We start from the raw sequence: 15814 nt of genomic DNA, 5'->3' as shown, positions 1-15814 counted from the left end.
GCAACTCATGGGGAATAGGCCTGAATCTCAAGCAGTTAGGGCAAGGGCCCTATGGTCTTGGTAGGCATGTAGGGCAATCGGGGGAGGGTACCGACAGGAGAGATCCATTTCGCCGGCCGGGCTTTCCCGGACCGGCGACTTGGCGAAAACCAAACTACTTGAGATGGCTGCCGGCCCCCATGAAAAACAGCATGGGAATCGACAACATGAAGTTCACCCGGGATGCGAGGAGGGCCGTCCTCCCCCATTGCGCCATTTCAGCCGGCGCCGGGGTCCCCTGCGCCGCCGCCGTCACCGCTGCGATGATTTTTTTCTGATTCGGCCAGATGATCGCATGGACATTGGCCATCATAATGAGACCCAGCAGTCCGCCGATTCCCAGCGCAATGGCTCCGGTGCCGCCTTTGGCGTACATGTACCCGTACAGCCCGATGCCCGCCAGCACGGTGACCGAGGCCCCGTGGCGGAACCAGTTGAGCGCCGCCGGCATGAGCTTCGGAATCACGATATTTTTCGTGGGGCCATCGAGGCTCTTGAGGAACCCGGCGTTGATCAGGTTAAAGAAATACAAGATCCCGATCCAGGTGATGCCCGCGAGGAAGTGCACCCAGCGCATAATCATCCCGATCCAATCGACTTCACCTGCGCCGACCCCGGACATGCCGAGAAACACCCCTATCAAAACGACGGCCAGCGCGAATCCCGCACCGATCGTCTGCATCGGATCTTCAAGAAATTTCATAGTTCCCTCTCCTCACACGGTTTATTATTCGACTGCACGTGATGCTGCAGCCCCTTCACAGTTGTCACGCCACCGGCACAATACCGGCACACTGACACTACGCCATCAATCGATCCACATTCGCGCACAGCTCCCGCACCGCCGTCGCAGAAGCCTCCAATGCCGCCCGCTCATCCGCCGTCAACTCGTACTCAATGACCTGCTCGGCCCCGCCTCTGCCTAACTTCACAGGCACCCCGACAATGACAGCCTTCAACCCGTATTCGCCTTCACACAGCACCGCGGATGGTAGCACCCGCTTCTGGTCCTGCATGATCGCGTCGACCATATCGACTGCTGACGCAGAGGGTGCATAGAAGGCGCTGCCGGTCTTCAGCAACCCCACAATCTCAGCCCCGCCCTCGCGCGTGCGTTTGACGATCGCATCAAGCCGGTCCTTAGGAATGAGCTCCGACACCGGCTTGCCTTTGACCGTGGTGTATCGGGGTAGCGGCACCATCGTGTCACCGTGCCCGCCCAGCACCATCGCTTCGACATCAGGTCCCGGCACATTCAATTCGTTCGCGATAAACGTGCGCATGCGCGCCGAATCGAGCACGCCGGCCATGCCGATCACCCGGGACTTGGGGAACTTGCTGACCTTCAAGGCCACATGCACCATCGCGTCCAAGGGGTTGGTCACCAGCAACAAAATTACCTCGGGCGAACGGGCGATGAGCTCTTTCACCACCGACTGCACGATCTTGGCGTTGGTGGTCAGCAGTTCGTCTCGGCTCATGCCAGGCTTCCGCGCGATCCCCGATGTGATCACCGCCACCGAAGAGCCGGCCGTTTCCTCATAGCCGTTGGTTCCGATCACGCGGGTGCTATAGCCGCACACCGGCCCGGCCTGTGCCATATCCAAAGCTTTTCCCTGCGGAACGCCTTCGACGATGTCGACAAGCACCACATCATAACGATCCCGCTCCGCCAGCCGTTGCGCCGCCGTCCCACCCACATTGCCCGCACCCACCACCGTAATCTTCGGTCGCCCCATCTTCACACCTCAGCTCCTAAGTCTTGGCCCCTTCTCTCTCCACTCCCCATGCTTCTTGACGGGTTCAATGCATCCTTCACTGCGCGCATGCACCGAGCGCCGCCCGCAACAGCTCTTCCATCCATCAATCCCGCGCGCGGGGCGCGAGCACGACGGATGCGCTGAACCCGTCAATGCTCTCCCTCGTGCTCTGTCCAACCCGCCACCTTGAAATTGATCGTGCACACAAAATTATCCCCGTCATAGAAATTGACCTTGATCTTCTTCTTGCCGTAGGTCGCCGACAGGAACGCTTCAGGATCGTCCACCAGGGCCTGATACCCGCCTGCCGGATACTCGCCCAGGTCGTGAAAGACCACGATCATCCCGACCTTGACCTCTTGACGGATCTTGACCCAACAGCGCGGATAGACCTCCCAGAATTTGGCGTCGATCATGTCCTTGGTGGGCTCCGGACGATCCTCGCCAGGAACCACCGACTGGCCGAACTTCGCCAGCCGACGGACATAGGGATATTGATGCCCCGTAAACAATTTATAGAGCCACGGCGGAACCGCGGGTCGCGCAGATGTATCGGACATAGGCCTACGTCGTCAATCGTTGATAAATTCGTGGTAACCGGGCCGGCAAAGACTCCACCCGGTCGATCACGGCAAACCGCACATCGCCATACATACGCCGAACATACGCATCGGCCTCCCGGTCGATCGTGACACAGAAGGGATCGATCCCGGCCTGACGCGCCTCACGGAGGGCGGCCTTGGTATCCTCGAGCGAATAGTCGTCTTTGTAGTCCCCGTCCAGAGGACGGCCGTCACTGACCAGGACCAGTAATTTCGTCCTGGCCTCACAGGCCCGCAGCTTGGCTGTCGCATGGCGGATAGCCGCGCCGTCACGGTTCTGCTGTCTCGGCACCAAACCGCCCAGCCGATGTGCTGTTGCCCGCCCTAAGGGCTCGTCGAACTCTTTCACAATCGAGAACTCGACCTGCGCCCGCCCCTGTCCGGAATAGGCATATACCCCGTACTGGTCCCCGACCGCCTCCAGCGCTTCGCACAGAAGTACCAGACTTTCCTTCTCGATGTCGATCACCCGCCGCCCGCTGTCGAGTTGCCGGCTGGTCGACCCGCTGACATCCACAAGAAATGCCACGGCTACATCGCGCTCTTTCTTCTCATGCCGGACGTAGATACGATCGCTGCCTTCCATGCCGGCCTGCTGCTCCGCAACCCGACGGACCAGCGCATCGATATCCAAATCCTCGCCGTCGGCCTGCGCCGCCGTACGCCGGAATGCCGGGGGACGGAGACCTTCAAAAAACCGGCGGAGCGACTTAACCGCGCTTCGATGCGTCGAGAGCGCCGCCTCGACGGCCTCATCCGACCCGGATTCAGCCGGCTGCTCCACCACCTGACACCACTGCACACGATAGTCCTGGATCGTCACATCCCATTCCGGATACCGGATCCGTTTCGCCCCATGACCGCCGGCCTCTTCCAATGGCCGTTCCTCTACCGGCAACGCGAGCAGCTCATCCACAACCGCGGGTAGCGCACGTCCGCCGCCCATCACGTCGCTCATTGTCTCATGCCGTTCACCGCCTGAACGCTGCTGGCCGCCTTGCTCCTTGGACCCACCGCCGCCGCTGGCCACACGTTCGCCGGGAGCCTGCCCCTCGGCATCTGTATCCTTTTGCCCCGGCGCCTGATCCCGCGAAATGAACTCGGGATTCATCTCTCCCCGGTACACCCAATTGGTCATCGGACGATAGGGATCGCCGGTTTCTTCGGACCCCGTCGGCCCCACGCCCATTTCTTCCGCAACTTCCTGAACCGGATCACCCTGAATCATTTCAGCCTTGGGCGCTAACAGCTCCTCCATACGGACATACACCGCATGGACCAGACGCACGGTATCCCCCGCGGACGACCCCGGCGCCAACACCGGAGCGCACATCGGCCAGAGCGACGCCACTTCTCCCTGGACCGCCCGAGGCACCGCCGATTCAACTGATTCGCCAGTCGAGAGCCGCAGGAGACAATCGACGAGCAGTTCCTTCACCGTCAGTCCGTGCGCCGGATCGCGCGGGGTCACCGCCTCGCCCGCGACACGCTGGAGATCCCGTTGAAGGCCGGGATATTCCCGCTGCAAATGGGCCTCGACCCGCGCATCCTCTAGGACAGTCCACAGATCTTGAATCAAACGCGGGTGCGGATAGAGCCGAAACAACGCAGCCAGCGACGCCGGGTACTGCGGGCCGCGCCCATACCGGTCACAGACGGCCGTCACGACATCCTGAAGCAAGTCCAGGGTGAGACGATAGGTCCCGAACTCGATATGCCCCGCCTCATGCGCCGCCATCACCAGATAGAGCCGTACATTCTCATCGTAGGACTGATATTTCCTGAGCAGCGCCGGAAGCGCGATGATCCTCCCATCGGCACTGACCGTGGCGCGAGCCGGAATATCCGTCACCGTCTCCGGCAGGGCCTGAATCTGTACGTCCGACCCGCAGAGCCCTTGCACAAATAATTTGACCGTCCTGGCGACTTGCCGCAATGGCACACCGCTTAAGGCCTGCTCTACCGACGCCAGCGCCCGCTGCGACTCCAACCCGAAATACGCCCGAGCGCCATCGATACTATAGGCGAGCACTTCCATGCCGGCTTTGAACCAGTTCTCAAATCGCGTAACCGCTTCGGCTGAAGCTCCGATCATGCACACGATCTCCGGAGCGCGCCGCAGATACGCCAGCGTCGTCGCCGCATCCCGTTCAGCAATCAATCCCCCGTACTGCACCACTTTGAGTTGCCACTCGACCGAGGACAAGGTCCGCAGTAATGCCGGCGCTTCCGCAAGCCAGGCAATCGCCGACTCCGGCGACTGTTCCGCGATCAACGCGCCGAGCGACAAGACTTTCGGGCGCAGCGCCGGCTGCTCCAAATCACCGAGGATCGCAGGGCTGGTCCGGAGAAACTCCAACGTCCCCAGATAGTCGGGGTTCCCGATCGCATTCGGCTGAATCAGCTTCATCCCGAACGCGACCCACTGTCGCACCTCACTCAACGGCAGGACCGGCGCGATGGCGGCGAGCTGCCGGATATACTCCAGCCCCACCACCACATCGACCTGCGTCAACTCCACCCCGATTTCAAGCCACGGCGGTAACTGCTCCGCGGGAATCACGTCGAGAAGCAGCGGCGCCGTCCGGAGATATTCCAAAGTCACATTGGCATCTTGTTCGGCCAGTTCGGCCCCGACCGCGAGAATCACGCTGCGGGCCGCCGGCTGGTCCACCACCCCCAGAATGCGCGGGCTTTCCTTAAAATACTTCAAGGCAGACGCACCGGAGGATTCGACCAGGACAATCCCAAGATTGAGCCAGGGCAGAACCGGCGCAAGACCGGCACGGCGCGCTAATTCGGGCAGCGCCTCGACCGCAGCGCATCCGACCTTTTCAGACACATCGGTCAGTTCCTCCAAGAGTGACAGGACCGCCGCCACCGGCTCCGGCTTGCCGCCGAGTGCGCTCAATTGAGCGACCAGCTGCTCAGCCGAGGCCTGCCCCAGGTCGCCGCTCAACCGATTGATCAACTCTGTGGTCGCGTGAGAATCCGCCATCGCCCGTTTATCCGGATTGCTGCCAATTTTGCGAAGTGGTGGATTGTAAAGGACGCCCTGGCGCTTGTAAACTGTGCGCTCACGCGCTGGCGCAAGGCTAGAGGCACGGGGCTAGAGGGAAGAAGTCCTCGCTTTTCCTCTCGCCACTAGCCTCTGGCCCCTCGCCTATCGAAAGGATTTCGGAATGGCCGAGCCCAAGCAAGAGAGCCTCGAGAAGATGTGGAAATACGTCAAGGGGTTTGCCGAAAAGAGCGGCACCGCGATGCATCCCACTCCTGCCGTCACCGAAGCCGTCGTGAAAGGGCTGGCGATGCATATCGATGAGCTGGGGAAGCCCCTCTGCCCCTGTAATTTTTACAAGGACAAGCAGGCCGAAGCCAAACTCCGCCGATGGATGTGCGCCTGCGATGAAATGCAGATCTATAAATACTGCCACTGCCTCCTGTTTGTGCGGGAAGACGGCATGCCGATTACCGAATATCTCCCAGAAGGCCATGAGGGACGGGACATCTACGGGCTCATCACCGATCCGACCCCCGGCAAAGGCCGCGCGCTAAAACACAAGGCCGCCACGACAACCGCTCCTCCCGACGAACCGGCGCCTTCAGCAAAATGACCACCGTACGACCAGCCCAGCGTCTCTCGCTCGGAGTAGCGGTGCTGTTTCTGGCCAGCGGCATCTGGCTGAGTCACGGGGCTGCCGTGGAATCGAATCCCACAGCTCCTCCGGCATTCAATGAAAAGGAATTTGCCGCCTATAAACAAAAAGGCCATGGCACATTGGCAGGCCAGGCTTTCCTCGGGGCCTCGTCAGGGAAAGCCGTCACACAGGCCGGTGTACCGGTTCATCTAATTCCTGTTACGAGATACACACGCTATTGGTTCGACCACAGCGTAAGAGCTACCACCTGTTCGTCACCGAGTGATCCGCCGACAACATCCGATGCCGTACCGGCAACGCATCAGCCCTTAACCTGTGTCCAGGCCGCCCTCCGGCAACTGGAGCAGGACAAACGCATCCTTCCCTATCTCCGCACCACCAGAGCCAATCCAACCGGCCACTTCTGGTTCACCAAAATTCCAGCCGGCCGCTATTACATCGTCAGTGTGATCGAGGGAAGTTCACAAAAAGAAGACGGACCGGCAGGAATCGCATGGCTGAATATAGATCTTGAGGCTGGAGAAAAAGCGACCAATCTCGTCGTCACCGACTGTAAATCCAGCCTGTGCTAGGAAAGATTCCCCCGCGCTATCCACGATCCTGCGTTTGCAGATATTTCTTCGCTCTTTTCACTCTCTAGATTCCGTTGGCGATTGGTTTCACTGCGCGCATTGTCCGAACACCCCAATCACTCACTATAGGCCTAGGCAGGGGGAGTTGTTTCTATTGCGCGCATCCAACGAGGGTCTTCTGAGACCGCGCGTTGGGCGAGCACGAAACAACCCCGATGCCTAGGCCTCCCCCCTCACTCCCATCCGCTGACATCGTAGCCTTTCTCAATAAGACAGTGCACGACAGAGTCGGCATAGGCCGGATCAGGATTCGCCGGTTTGTATGCGCCAGCGGCCAGTCCGGTGATGAAACCCAATCCGCCGCCGGCGGCCGCGCCGATCGCAACACCCACACCGCCTCCGATCAAGCCGGCTGAAGCCCCGCCGACCGCCCCGATGATCAATCCCAACACCCCGCCGCTGGCGATACTCCCAGAGCGGTTCACTCCGGATTTCAACCCGGCCCGTTCCGCTTTGTCCTGACAGGCTGAAATATCCTGTTCCGCCCCTTCCTTCCCGCTCAATTGCAGATGCTTGTTTGAGCGCAACACCGGCCCCGGTGCCACACAGGCCCCAAAACTCAGCAGCAGTATCACTGCAACACATGTCCGCCACAATCGATTCGACACAGCTAGCACCCTCCGATTTCTTTCTTCTCTTCTCCCTTCGCCGGATGAATCGGTGAGGTTCCGACTGCGCGCATTGTCCGAGCACATTCTGATCGTGCGCGGACAGCGAGCAAGGAACCCCACCGATTCACCCGGCCTTCTCCATCACTGCCACCCCGTCACCTCATACCCCTTCTCATGCAAGCAACGATTCACAAAATTCGTATAGGCCTCCGGCGGATGAGATGGTCCGAATGTGGCGCTGAAGATTCCCGTGAGCAATCCCCACACAGCCCCGCTTGCAGCTCCGATCGCAGAACCATGCCCGGCGGCACCGGAGATGGCTCCACCGACCGCACCGGCAGCTGCACCGATGCCCGCGCCGGCTGCCGTACTGCCGGCTACACGTCCGGCTTTTCCGCTACCCTCTTCCGCACCGGCAGACTCGGCCAATCGCTTGCAGGCTTCGATATCCTGTTCTGCAATATCTTTCCCGACAGATTGGAAATGCGGATTGGGATACAAGACCGGCTTCACGCTCGAACAAGCCGACGTCGCCACACAGAGCGCACCAACGAAAGACACCGCCCATCTGTTCATGAGGCCACGGATCCTTTCCCTGCAATCAGGCCCAATCGCGCCAGCACATCCGCCGCGTTCAGCGTTGTGCACAGCACCCGTTTGTGCCGCCCTCCGGCCCCGGCATGAATCACCAACGCGGACGGCGGCACATTGAGCTGCTTTGCGAGGAACGCAAGCAAGGCCTCGTTTGCCCTGCCATCAATCGGGGGTGCCGCGACACGAATCTTGAGGGCATCACCGTGCAGACCGACACACTCGGACTTCGACGCCTTAGATTGGACCTGAATCGTGATGATCGCGCCGCCCTTGGTATCCTGCACGATCGGATGAGTCATGCGCGTATGAAATCGTGACGGCGTGGACTAGAAAATGGCTTTGACCAGTTCGTGAATGCTGCGCTGCATATCCCCGTCGTCAGTGATAGGGCGGGCAATGGCGACATCGCAAGCCTGCTCGGGTGTGACGCCCTGCTTGATCAACGTTCCGGCATAAATCAGCAACCGAGTGCTCACGCCCTCTTCCAATCCATGGTTCTTGAGGTTGCGGACTTTGCCGCCGAGCTTCACCAGCTTCTCGGCAATCTCGCGGCTGATCCCTGATTCTCGCTCGACCACGGTGGTCTCAATGGCCGCGGAGGGATAGTCGAACTCGATCGCCATGAACCGCTGCTTGGTACTTTGCTTCAAATCCTTCAGCACGCTCTGGTAGCCGGGGTTGTAGGAAATCACGAGCATGAAATCATCGGCCGCCTCAATGATCTGGCCCTTTTTCTCGATCGGCAACACTCGTCTATCATCGCTGAGCGGATGGATGATCACGGTGGTGTCTTTCCGCGCTTCAACCACTTCATCGAGATACACAATCGCGCCATGCTTCACGCCGACCGTCAACGGGCCATCCACCCACACCGTTTCCTGGCCCTTCAACAAATAGCGCCCGACCAGATCGGATGCCGTAAGGTCTTCGTGGCAAGCGACCGTAATCAACGGTCGGCCCAACTTATGCGCCATGTGCTGCACAAACCGGGTCTTCCCGCATCCGGTCGGCCCCTTCAGCATCACCGGCATTTTGCTCTTGGCGGCAATCGTGAACAACCCGACTTCGCCACGCACTTCCGCATAGAACGGTTCCCGGTCAATGCGAAAAGCCTGAATATCGAGTTCGCGTCCTGGCTGACTCATAGCTGATCCATCCTACTGTGAAGTATTTTGGGGCACGATAAACGGAACCGAGGGGGAAGATCAAGCCAGCCACCCACCGTGCGAACAGCATGTCCGGCTAGGCGACTTTGACGCCGTCTAACACTTCGCGGACCTTCTGAACCAACACGTTCGGCGTAAACGGCTTCTGAAGAAACGCGGTGTCCCGCTTGATTCCGCCTTGCGCGAATACGGGATGATCGGGATAGCCCGACATATACAGCACTTTGATTTCCGGCCGGACCGACGTGAGTTTTTCAGCCACTTCCGGCCCGCTCATCTGCGGCATCACGACATCGGTCAGCAAGAGATGAATCGGGCCAAGATGCCGGGTGCCGGTCAGCAGGGCTTCGATGCCGTGGCGGGCCTCGAGCACCGTATAGCCATGCAGTCGCAACGTCTCATGAACCAACCCCCTTACCGCCGGCTCATCCTCGACAAGGAGAATGGTCTCGCGTCCATGCACGCGGTCGGCATTCACGGGCGCGGTTTGGCCGGTCTGCGTTGTCCCATCCACTCGCGGGAAGAAAATCTTGAACGTCGTCCCTTTGTCGATCTTGCTCTCGACCCCGATCGTGCCCCCGCTTTGCTTCACAATCCCATAGACCGTCGACAGCCCCAGTCCCGTGCCTTTCCCCTTGGCCTTGGTGGTGAAAAATGGTTCGAAGAGGTGCGACTGCGTCTCCTCGCTCATCCCCTGCCCGGTATCTTTTACGGCCAAGAGCACATAGTCGCCGGGTTCCAGCGGCATCGTCTCCCGGCGTGGGCCCTTCCCGATCGACACGTTTCGCGTTTCGACGGTCAAACGGCCTCCGGTCGGCATCGCATCGCGGGCATTCACCGCCAGATTCATCACAATCTGTTCGATCTGCCCCGGATCAGCCTTGATGGCTCCTAAACCCTGATCAAGCTCGGAACAGAGTTCAATGATATCCTCGCCCAGCAGACGCCGCAGCATCCCGTCCATATTCGTGACGATCGCGTTCAGATCGACGACTTTCGTCGCAACAAACTGGCGGCGGCTGAACGCCAGGAGTTGACTCGTCAGACCGGCCGCACGATCCGCAGCTTTTTTGACCTCTTCCATTTCACGCTTGGCCGGATCGCTGGCTGCCAAGCGACCCAAAATCAGTTCGCTGTACCCTCGAATCACCGTCAGCAGATTGTTGAAGTCATGCGCGACGCCACCGGCGAGTCGCCCCACCGCCTCCATCTTCTGCGATTGCCTGAGTTGCGCCTCGGTCTGTTGCAGCGCGTCTTCCGCCTTGGTGCGCTCTCCAAACTGGCCGATTTTAAGTCCGATGTCCGTCACCATTTTCAGCAGCTCGTCATCCGGTTCCCGCACATACCGGCTGAAGAACTCAATCACGCCCTCGATCTCGCCGGCGATGCGAATCGGGAACCCGAACCCTCCGTGCAACCCGACCTGCGCCGCCACATCGGTCCGAAGAAACTGAGGGTCGAGTGCCACATCCGCAATCCAACAAGGCTGACCGCTCGCCCAGATCCGCCCCGGCAACCCTTCCCCTGACGCAAACGACTGATGCCACGCCGCCAAGGCGAACGCGTCGCCCTGGAATGTCGGAGCCTGCCATTGATCCAGGCAGCGAAGCACACCGGTCTGCCGATCAAACCGCCAAAAAACGCCAAGATCCCACTCCAGGCTTTCGCCGACGGCTTGAACGATTTTCGGAACGGCTTCTTCCAGTGTCGAGGACTCGGACAAGACCCGAGTCACCGCATATTGCGACGCCAACCGCCGCTCGGCCTTCCGCCGATCGGTGATATCGCGAACAAATGCGCTGAAGATATAGGCTTCGCCGATCCGGGCCGGAGATACGGACAATTCCACCGGGAACTCCCGGCCATCATGATGCCGTGCCGTGATCTCGATCCGGCGATTGAGCACCGGCCCGACGCCGGTCCGGAGAAACTCCCGCAGCCCATGGTTATGCGCCTCGCGGTCGCGTTCGGGAATGACCGTCTCCGACAAGATCCGCCCCAGCACTTCGTCGCGAGACCAGCCGAAAATCGCCGTCGCCTGGGCATTCCAATCGGTGATGACGCCCGCCGCATCGATGGTGATCACCCCGTCGAGCGCGGTATCGACAATGGCACGATTGCGCTCCTGGCTCTGAAGCAGCGCGGCTTCAGCCGCACGCGCCCAGGCGCTCTCCTGTTGGGCTTGGCGATACTCCGCCCGCAGCCGCACGGTCGACCACAACAGCAACGCCAGCAGCGGGAACCAGATGACCAGCGCCGCACCGCCGACCTTCCAGAGCACGACGGAGCGTATCGGCGCCAGAATCGCGTCACGATCGATCCGCACCAGCACCGTCCAGCCCAGACCGGGAAATTCTCCATAGCCCTTCGTCACCGCGTAGCCCGTCACCACTTGCACATGCCGACGGAGATGCTCCTCGATCACATAGCCCGGCTCCCCCGCCTGACTCAGTTTTACTGAGGGCAGCCCCAGTTCAAGCAGATTGACCTTCTCTTGTAGCGGAACCTTCGAGTCGACGAAGACCTCGCCGGACTTCGCGAGCATCTGATACTCAATCGCCCCACCAAACCCTTCGCGGCGTTGCAGCGACCGGATCGTCCGTGTCGTCACATCTTCCAACACCGGCACCGCCACCCGCGTCGTGACCACCCCCAGAAACATCCCCTCAGCATCCAGAATGGGAACCGTGAAGGCCACCGTTTCCATTCCCTGATCGGCCTCATGGCTCCCAACATCTCCGACGACCGCCTGCCTGGTCTCATGGGCGGTCCGAAACCATGCGCTCTGGCTGTAATCCTGCCCGATGAGAGACGACTCGGTGGCCGCGATCATCACTCCTTGCTGATTCGTGACCCCAAGCCAGTGATACATCGGCGCATAGGCTGTCTTTACCCACATGAGGTAGCTGACCAGATACTGTCGATCCGATGATCGAAGCGCGAAGGCACGGGCCAGCATGTGCACATCGCCATAGCGCTCAAACAACAACCGGTCCAACTTGTCCGACACTTCCGCCGCCGCGAGCGTCAACTGTTCTCCCGAGGCCCAGACCAGTCGCCGTTCGACATACCGGAGCAGCACCGCCCCGATGCCGACCGCGAGGATCGTGACCAAGACGATCAGAAACGGAAGCCACCCGTAACGGCGTGAGGAACGCGCAAGTGGTGAGGCGACAGGAAAGCTCATGGCTGCAGCGGACTCGCAATCCAACTCTTGATCATGGCCACGGGATGATACGCCTGCTTGGCGGCTCTGAGACCGGGAAGACCGGCATCGTCCATGGCATTGATATACTCGGCGCCGCCGTGGTGCGCGGCGCGACAGGTCTCGCGAAACAGATACTGCGCCAGACCGGGCACGGATCGGTCGGCGACTTCGACCAGCACCGCGAACGTCTCGGGCGCAAGCCGGTAGCCAAACGTATAACCCACCACCTGATCCTCCGCACAGGCCACGGTGCCGGCAAGCCCCAGCCGATCACCCAGCGCCCAGATCAGTGCATGGGCCGCTTCGGCATCCTCCAAGAGATAGCGTCCCATTGTATCCAGCGTTCCCTCTTGCTTCTGCGAAACCCATCGACGGAACAGGTTACGGCACGCGGGCTGATCGGCCACCGTATACGGACGAAGTGTCACCGACGCTGTTCGTTCAACCCGATTGCAAAGCGCCCGTTGCGACTTATAGGAATCTCCGGCGAGCTGCACCAGCGGGTCGGTCCGGTACAGATAGTCCGGAGACTTCTCCGACCATTGCAACGTACTGCCGGCGAGACGCGCCTTCTGATGATCCGTGACGTTCTCGATCCGGCTGACTGGAGAACCATTGTTCCATCGATGCAAATCGGCTAACCCCTCCCCCACCGATGCTTCAAGCGGTTTCGGCCCAAGCGGGGGCAGCGGCATAAACCATCCATCGGGAGAATGGGCGAACAGGAAGAAAACACCGTCCCGCTCCATCCACCAATAGGGCAGTGTCGTGGCCCATATATAGTGATACACAAACGCGTAGGCCGCTAGTGCCTCATGGCCCAGGCATTCGGACCGCTCCAACGCCTGCGTCATCCGGAGCGCATCCTCCAGTAGAAGCGGGCGGAGACGCCGGTCCGGCCGATGGAGACGCACGCGGGCCGTCACCTCCGGCAATGAGGCGAGCACGACCACATCCTCTTGAAAGCGACCGATTAAACGAGGATTGCTCGCAAGAAGCCGGAGCGTGGTCTCCTGCCGAAGGAGCGCCTGAACCAGCCCGGCATGCTGGCGAATCTCTCCGGGAACCGCCTCCCGCATGAAGGGGCACTTGGTATCCCACCCGAGCTCGACCTCGGTACCAGCTTCGTTCCACATCAACGCCAACGGATAGAGCCGGCAATCGAGCGGCCGGTGGTCATAGATGCCACAGCGTGAGGTTGCGGGATCGAAGGCAGGACACAGATACCCTTCGCTCTCGGCGTCTTTGACGAGCGCAATTTGAGATCCGACGGGATCCGCAAACAACGCGGGCGACAGTCCCTGCGCCACCGCAGCCCCGATTTCATCCCGTGTAAAGTAGGGGCGAAGAAAACTGTCCGACTCAGGAAACCGGCAACAGACATCGCATTGCACACACACGGAACCGGGAACGAATTGTGGCAGTGGATCGGACAGGGTCACTCGCGAATTGGACTCCATCTGAATAAACGCCATGACGGCCCATCATACGATGGGCTCGCCCATCGAGCAAGGAACGACCACTCGACCGCACATTCCATAGCCCCTCAGAATCCCCCTCTGCAGCGATCTATCGCACAGGCAACGAACGGCCTACCAACACGAACGCCCCCTTGTCCGCCCCTGCCCCCCGTGGTAGCATCGCCAGCACACGTCCTCGACATCCGAAGCTCGCACAACACCCCACTAAGGAACAGCCCTTTGGCTCATACACCGTCACCCTGTTCGTCCCTGGCGCCGGACCTCGCCATCCGCCGCTGTGCCGACATACGCACTCAGCTGGAAACCGCCGGCCTCTTTGCCTCGGCGACCGCACCGCAGGCGACGAATTCCTGGCGTGTCAGCCCTTGCCCGCTCTTTCTCTCATCAGAGCAGATCGCCTTCGTCACCAAACTAGGCCCCCAGCTCCTGACTTTCTACCGGGCTCAAAACCGCCTCTATCTCGAAAGCGCGAAGGGGACCCAGCCGAAATGGGTCGCGCAGTATCTCGACCAAGGCAAACCCGAAGCCTTGATTACCTATAGCCGGATGAAGCGCTTTCGGGATGAGCTGCCGGCAGTGATTCGACCGGATGTGATTCCGACCCAGGACGGCATGGTCATCACCGAGCTGGACTCAGTCCCCGGCGGGATCGGTCTGACCGCCTGCCTGTCGTCCATCTATAGCGGACTCGACGACAGGCCTCTGCCGCTCATCGGCGGGCGCGACGGCATGGTGCGGGGATTCGCCACGATGTTGAAAGCGATCCAGCGAGAACGGCTCGGCTGTATCGCCATCGTCGCATCGGAAGAGGCCAAAGAATATCGGCCGGAAATGACCTGGCTGGCTGCCCGACTGCGCGAGCAGGGTGTGCACGCCTACTGCGTGGAGCCGCGGGATGTGCGATTCACGGAAGACGGATTGCGACTTCGGACGGAAACGGGGGAAAACCCCATCGCCGTGCTCTATCGCTTTTACGAGCTCTTCGATCTCTTGAACATCCCGAAAGCCGAGTTGATTCAATACGCCGCCAAAAAAGAGTTGGTGGCGGTCACCCCGCCTTATAAACCGGCTTTGGAAGAGAAGTCGGCCTTTGCCCTCCTGCACCATCCGGTGCTCCGCCCATTCTGGGAAAAGGAACTCGGCGAAGCCACCCTGCTGGACCTCACAGCCATTATGCCTCGCACCTGGCTGCTCGACCCGGCGCCGATTCCGCCGTCCGCCACGATTCCCGGATTGCGCATGGGCGACCGCGCCGTCACCAATTGGCGTGATCTCGCCGCCGCCACGCAGAAGGAACGGCATTATGTGATCAAGCCGTCGGGGTTTTCCGAACTGGCCTGGGGCAGCCGGGGCGTGTCGGTCGGACACGATCTCCCGCAGGCCGAATGGGCCGCCGCCATCGACCACGCACTCGCGTCGTTTCCGACGACGCCCTACATTCTTCAGGAATTCCACAAAGGCCGCATCTACGAACTCGACTACTGGGATCCAACGGCCAATCAGCTGATGCGGATGAACGGCCGAGCGCGCCTGTCACCCTATTATTTTGTGGCGGACGGCAAAGCCGAATTGGCCGGAATCCTGGCCACGATCTGTTCGGCGGAAAAGAAAATCATCCACGGGATGAAAGATGCCATCATGGTCCCCTGCGCCCTGCAAGAGTCGTAACTCGACATCACCTCTTTTTCCCCAAAAGCCTCATTCCACTTTCACTGATTTCCATGGTAGCCTTAGACCATCATGGCGCTGACGCTCTATCATGTCGACTGGTGTCCCGACTGCGAAGTCGTGCGGGACAAACTCTCGGAACTAGACGTCGCGTACAACGACATCGTCGTGCCGGATATCCGTCCGATGCGAAAAGTGGTTCATGAGATCTCAGGTCAGTATTATGTGCCCGTCCTGACCGACGGGAACATCGTCTTGACCGAGACACACGACATCTTGGCCCACCTCGACACTCACTATGCCAAGACATCCTCGTAGGCCTATCAAGAATCCCTACGTTCCCGCACGATCGGCGACAGGGTGTGCCCACCCTTGTCGGGAGTGGTTTCATCTC

General features: G+C 60.3%; 14 protein-coding genes. 4 read left to right on the top strand and 10 right to left on the bottom strand.

The window, feature by feature from the left end; genetic code table 11:
- Window positions 1-154: 154 nt before the first annotated feature.
- From Q8N04_14620 to Q8N04_14605, 4 genes are all read right to left on the bottom strand, one after another.
- Complete coding sequence (locus Q8N04_14620; protein MDP3091912.1) at window positions 155-742, bottom strand: urate hydroxylase PuuD; 588 nt, start codon at window positions 740-742, stop codon at window positions 155-157.
- A 97-nt stretch (window positions 743-839) separates the two neighbouring features.
- A complete protein-coding gene (mdh, locus tag Q8N04_14615) occupies window positions 840-1778 on the bottom strand; it encodes a malate dehydrogenase (GenBank protein ID MDP3091911.1) in 939 nt (312 codons plus the stop codon).
- A 170-nt stretch (window positions 1779-1948) separates the two neighbouring features.
- Entirely contained in the window at window positions 1949-2359 is a 411-nt protein-coding gene (locus tag Q8N04_14610) for a hypothetical protein (protein ID MDP3091910.1), read from the bottom strand.
- Between the two features lie 4 nt (window positions 2360-2363).
- Window positions 2364-5399 (bottom strand): VWA domain-containing protein, encoded by a 3036-nt coding sequence (locus tag Q8N04_14605; protein ID MDP3091909.1) that lies wholly within the window; start codon window positions 5397-5399, stop codon window positions 2364-2366.
- Window positions 5400-5583: 184 nt separating this feature from the next.
- Here Q8N04_14605 and Q8N04_14600 point away from each other — a divergent pair, with 184 nt between their 5' ends.
- On the top strand, window positions 5584-6015 hold the full coding sequence (locus Q8N04_14600) for a ferredoxin-thioredoxin reductase catalytic domain-containing protein (GenBank protein MDP3091908.1): 432 nt from the start codon (window positions 5584-5586) through the stop codon (window positions 6013-6015).
- Window positions 6012-6632: a hypothetical protein gene (locus Q8N04_14595; GenBank protein MDP3091907.1), complete on the top strand. Its 621-nt coding sequence runs from the start codon at window positions 6012-6014 to the stop codon at window positions 6630-6632. Before Q8N04_14600 ends, Q8N04_14595 begins: the two co-directional genes overlap by 4 nt.
- A gap of 233 nt (window positions 6633-6865) precedes the next feature.
- Here the strand turns inward: Q8N04_14595 and Q8N04_14590 are convergent, their stop codons facing one another.
- From Q8N04_14590 to Q8N04_14565, 6 genes are all read right to left on the bottom strand, one after another.
- Complete coding sequence (locus Q8N04_14590) at window positions 6866-7267, bottom strand: hypothetical protein (protein ID MDP3091906.1); 402 nt, start codon at window positions 7265-7267, stop codon at window positions 6866-6868.
- A 177-nt stretch (window positions 7268-7444) separates the two neighbouring features.
- Window positions 7445-7879 carry a glycine zipper family protein gene (locus tag Q8N04_14585; protein ID MDP3091905.1) on the bottom strand — a complete coding sequence of 145 codons (435 nt, stop codon included), beginning with the start codon at window positions 7877-7879 and terminating at the stop codon, window positions 7445-7447.
- Window positions 7876-8196 (bottom strand): DUF167 family protein, encoded by a 321-nt coding sequence (locus Q8N04_14580; GenBank protein MDP3091904.1) that lies wholly within the window; start codon window positions 8194-8196, stop codon window positions 7876-7878. Before Q8N04_14580 ends, Q8N04_14585 begins: the two co-directional genes overlap by 4 nt.
- 27 nt (window positions 8197-8223) lie before the next feature.
- Window positions 8224-9042 carry a CbbQ/NirQ/NorQ/GpvN family protein gene (locus Q8N04_14575; protein MDP3091903.1) on the bottom strand — a complete coding sequence of 273 codons (819 nt, stop codon included), beginning with the start codon at window positions 9040-9042 and terminating at the stop codon, window positions 8224-8226.
- Window positions 9043-9139: 97 nt separating this feature from the next.
- The gene (locus Q8N04_14570) at window positions 9140-12250 is read right to left on the bottom strand and encodes a PAS domain S-box protein (protein MDP3091902.1); all 3111 of its coding nucleotides are present in this window, start codon (window positions 12248-12250) and stop codon (window positions 9140-9142) included.
- On the bottom strand, window positions 12247-13746 hold the full coding sequence (locus tag Q8N04_14565; GenBank protein MDP3091901.1) for a phosphatidylglycerol lysyltransferase domain-containing protein: 1500 nt from the start codon (window positions 13744-13746) through the stop codon (window positions 12247-12249). The genes Q8N04_14570 and Q8N04_14565 overlap by 4 nt, the downstream gene beginning before the upstream one ends.
- 225 nt (window positions 13747-13971) lie before the next feature.
- Between Q8N04_14565 and Q8N04_14560 the strand changes: the two genes are divergently transcribed.
- Both Q8N04_14560 and Q8N04_14555 read left to right on the top strand, forming a co-directional pair.
- Entirely contained in the window at window positions 13972-15420 is a 1449-nt protein-coding gene (locus tag Q8N04_14560; GenBank protein MDP3091900.1) for a hypothetical protein, read from the top strand.
- A 72-nt stretch (window positions 15421-15492) separates the two neighbouring features.
- Window positions 15493-15738, top strand: coding sequence for a glutathione S-transferase N-terminal domain-containing protein (locus tag Q8N04_14555; GenBank protein MDP3091899.1), 246 nt, complete (start codon window positions 15493-15495; stop codon window positions 15736-15738).
- The last annotated feature ends 76 nt before the right edge of the window (window positions 15739-15814 follow it).

It is taken from the genome of Nitrospira sp. (assembly GCA_030692565.1).
Taxonomy (GTDB): domain Bacteria; phylum Nitrospirota; class Nitrospiria; order Nitrospirales; family Nitrospiraceae; genus Nitrospira_D.
Note: the sequence above shows the minus strand (reverse complement) of the source record. Positions and strands in the feature narration are given on the sequence as shown.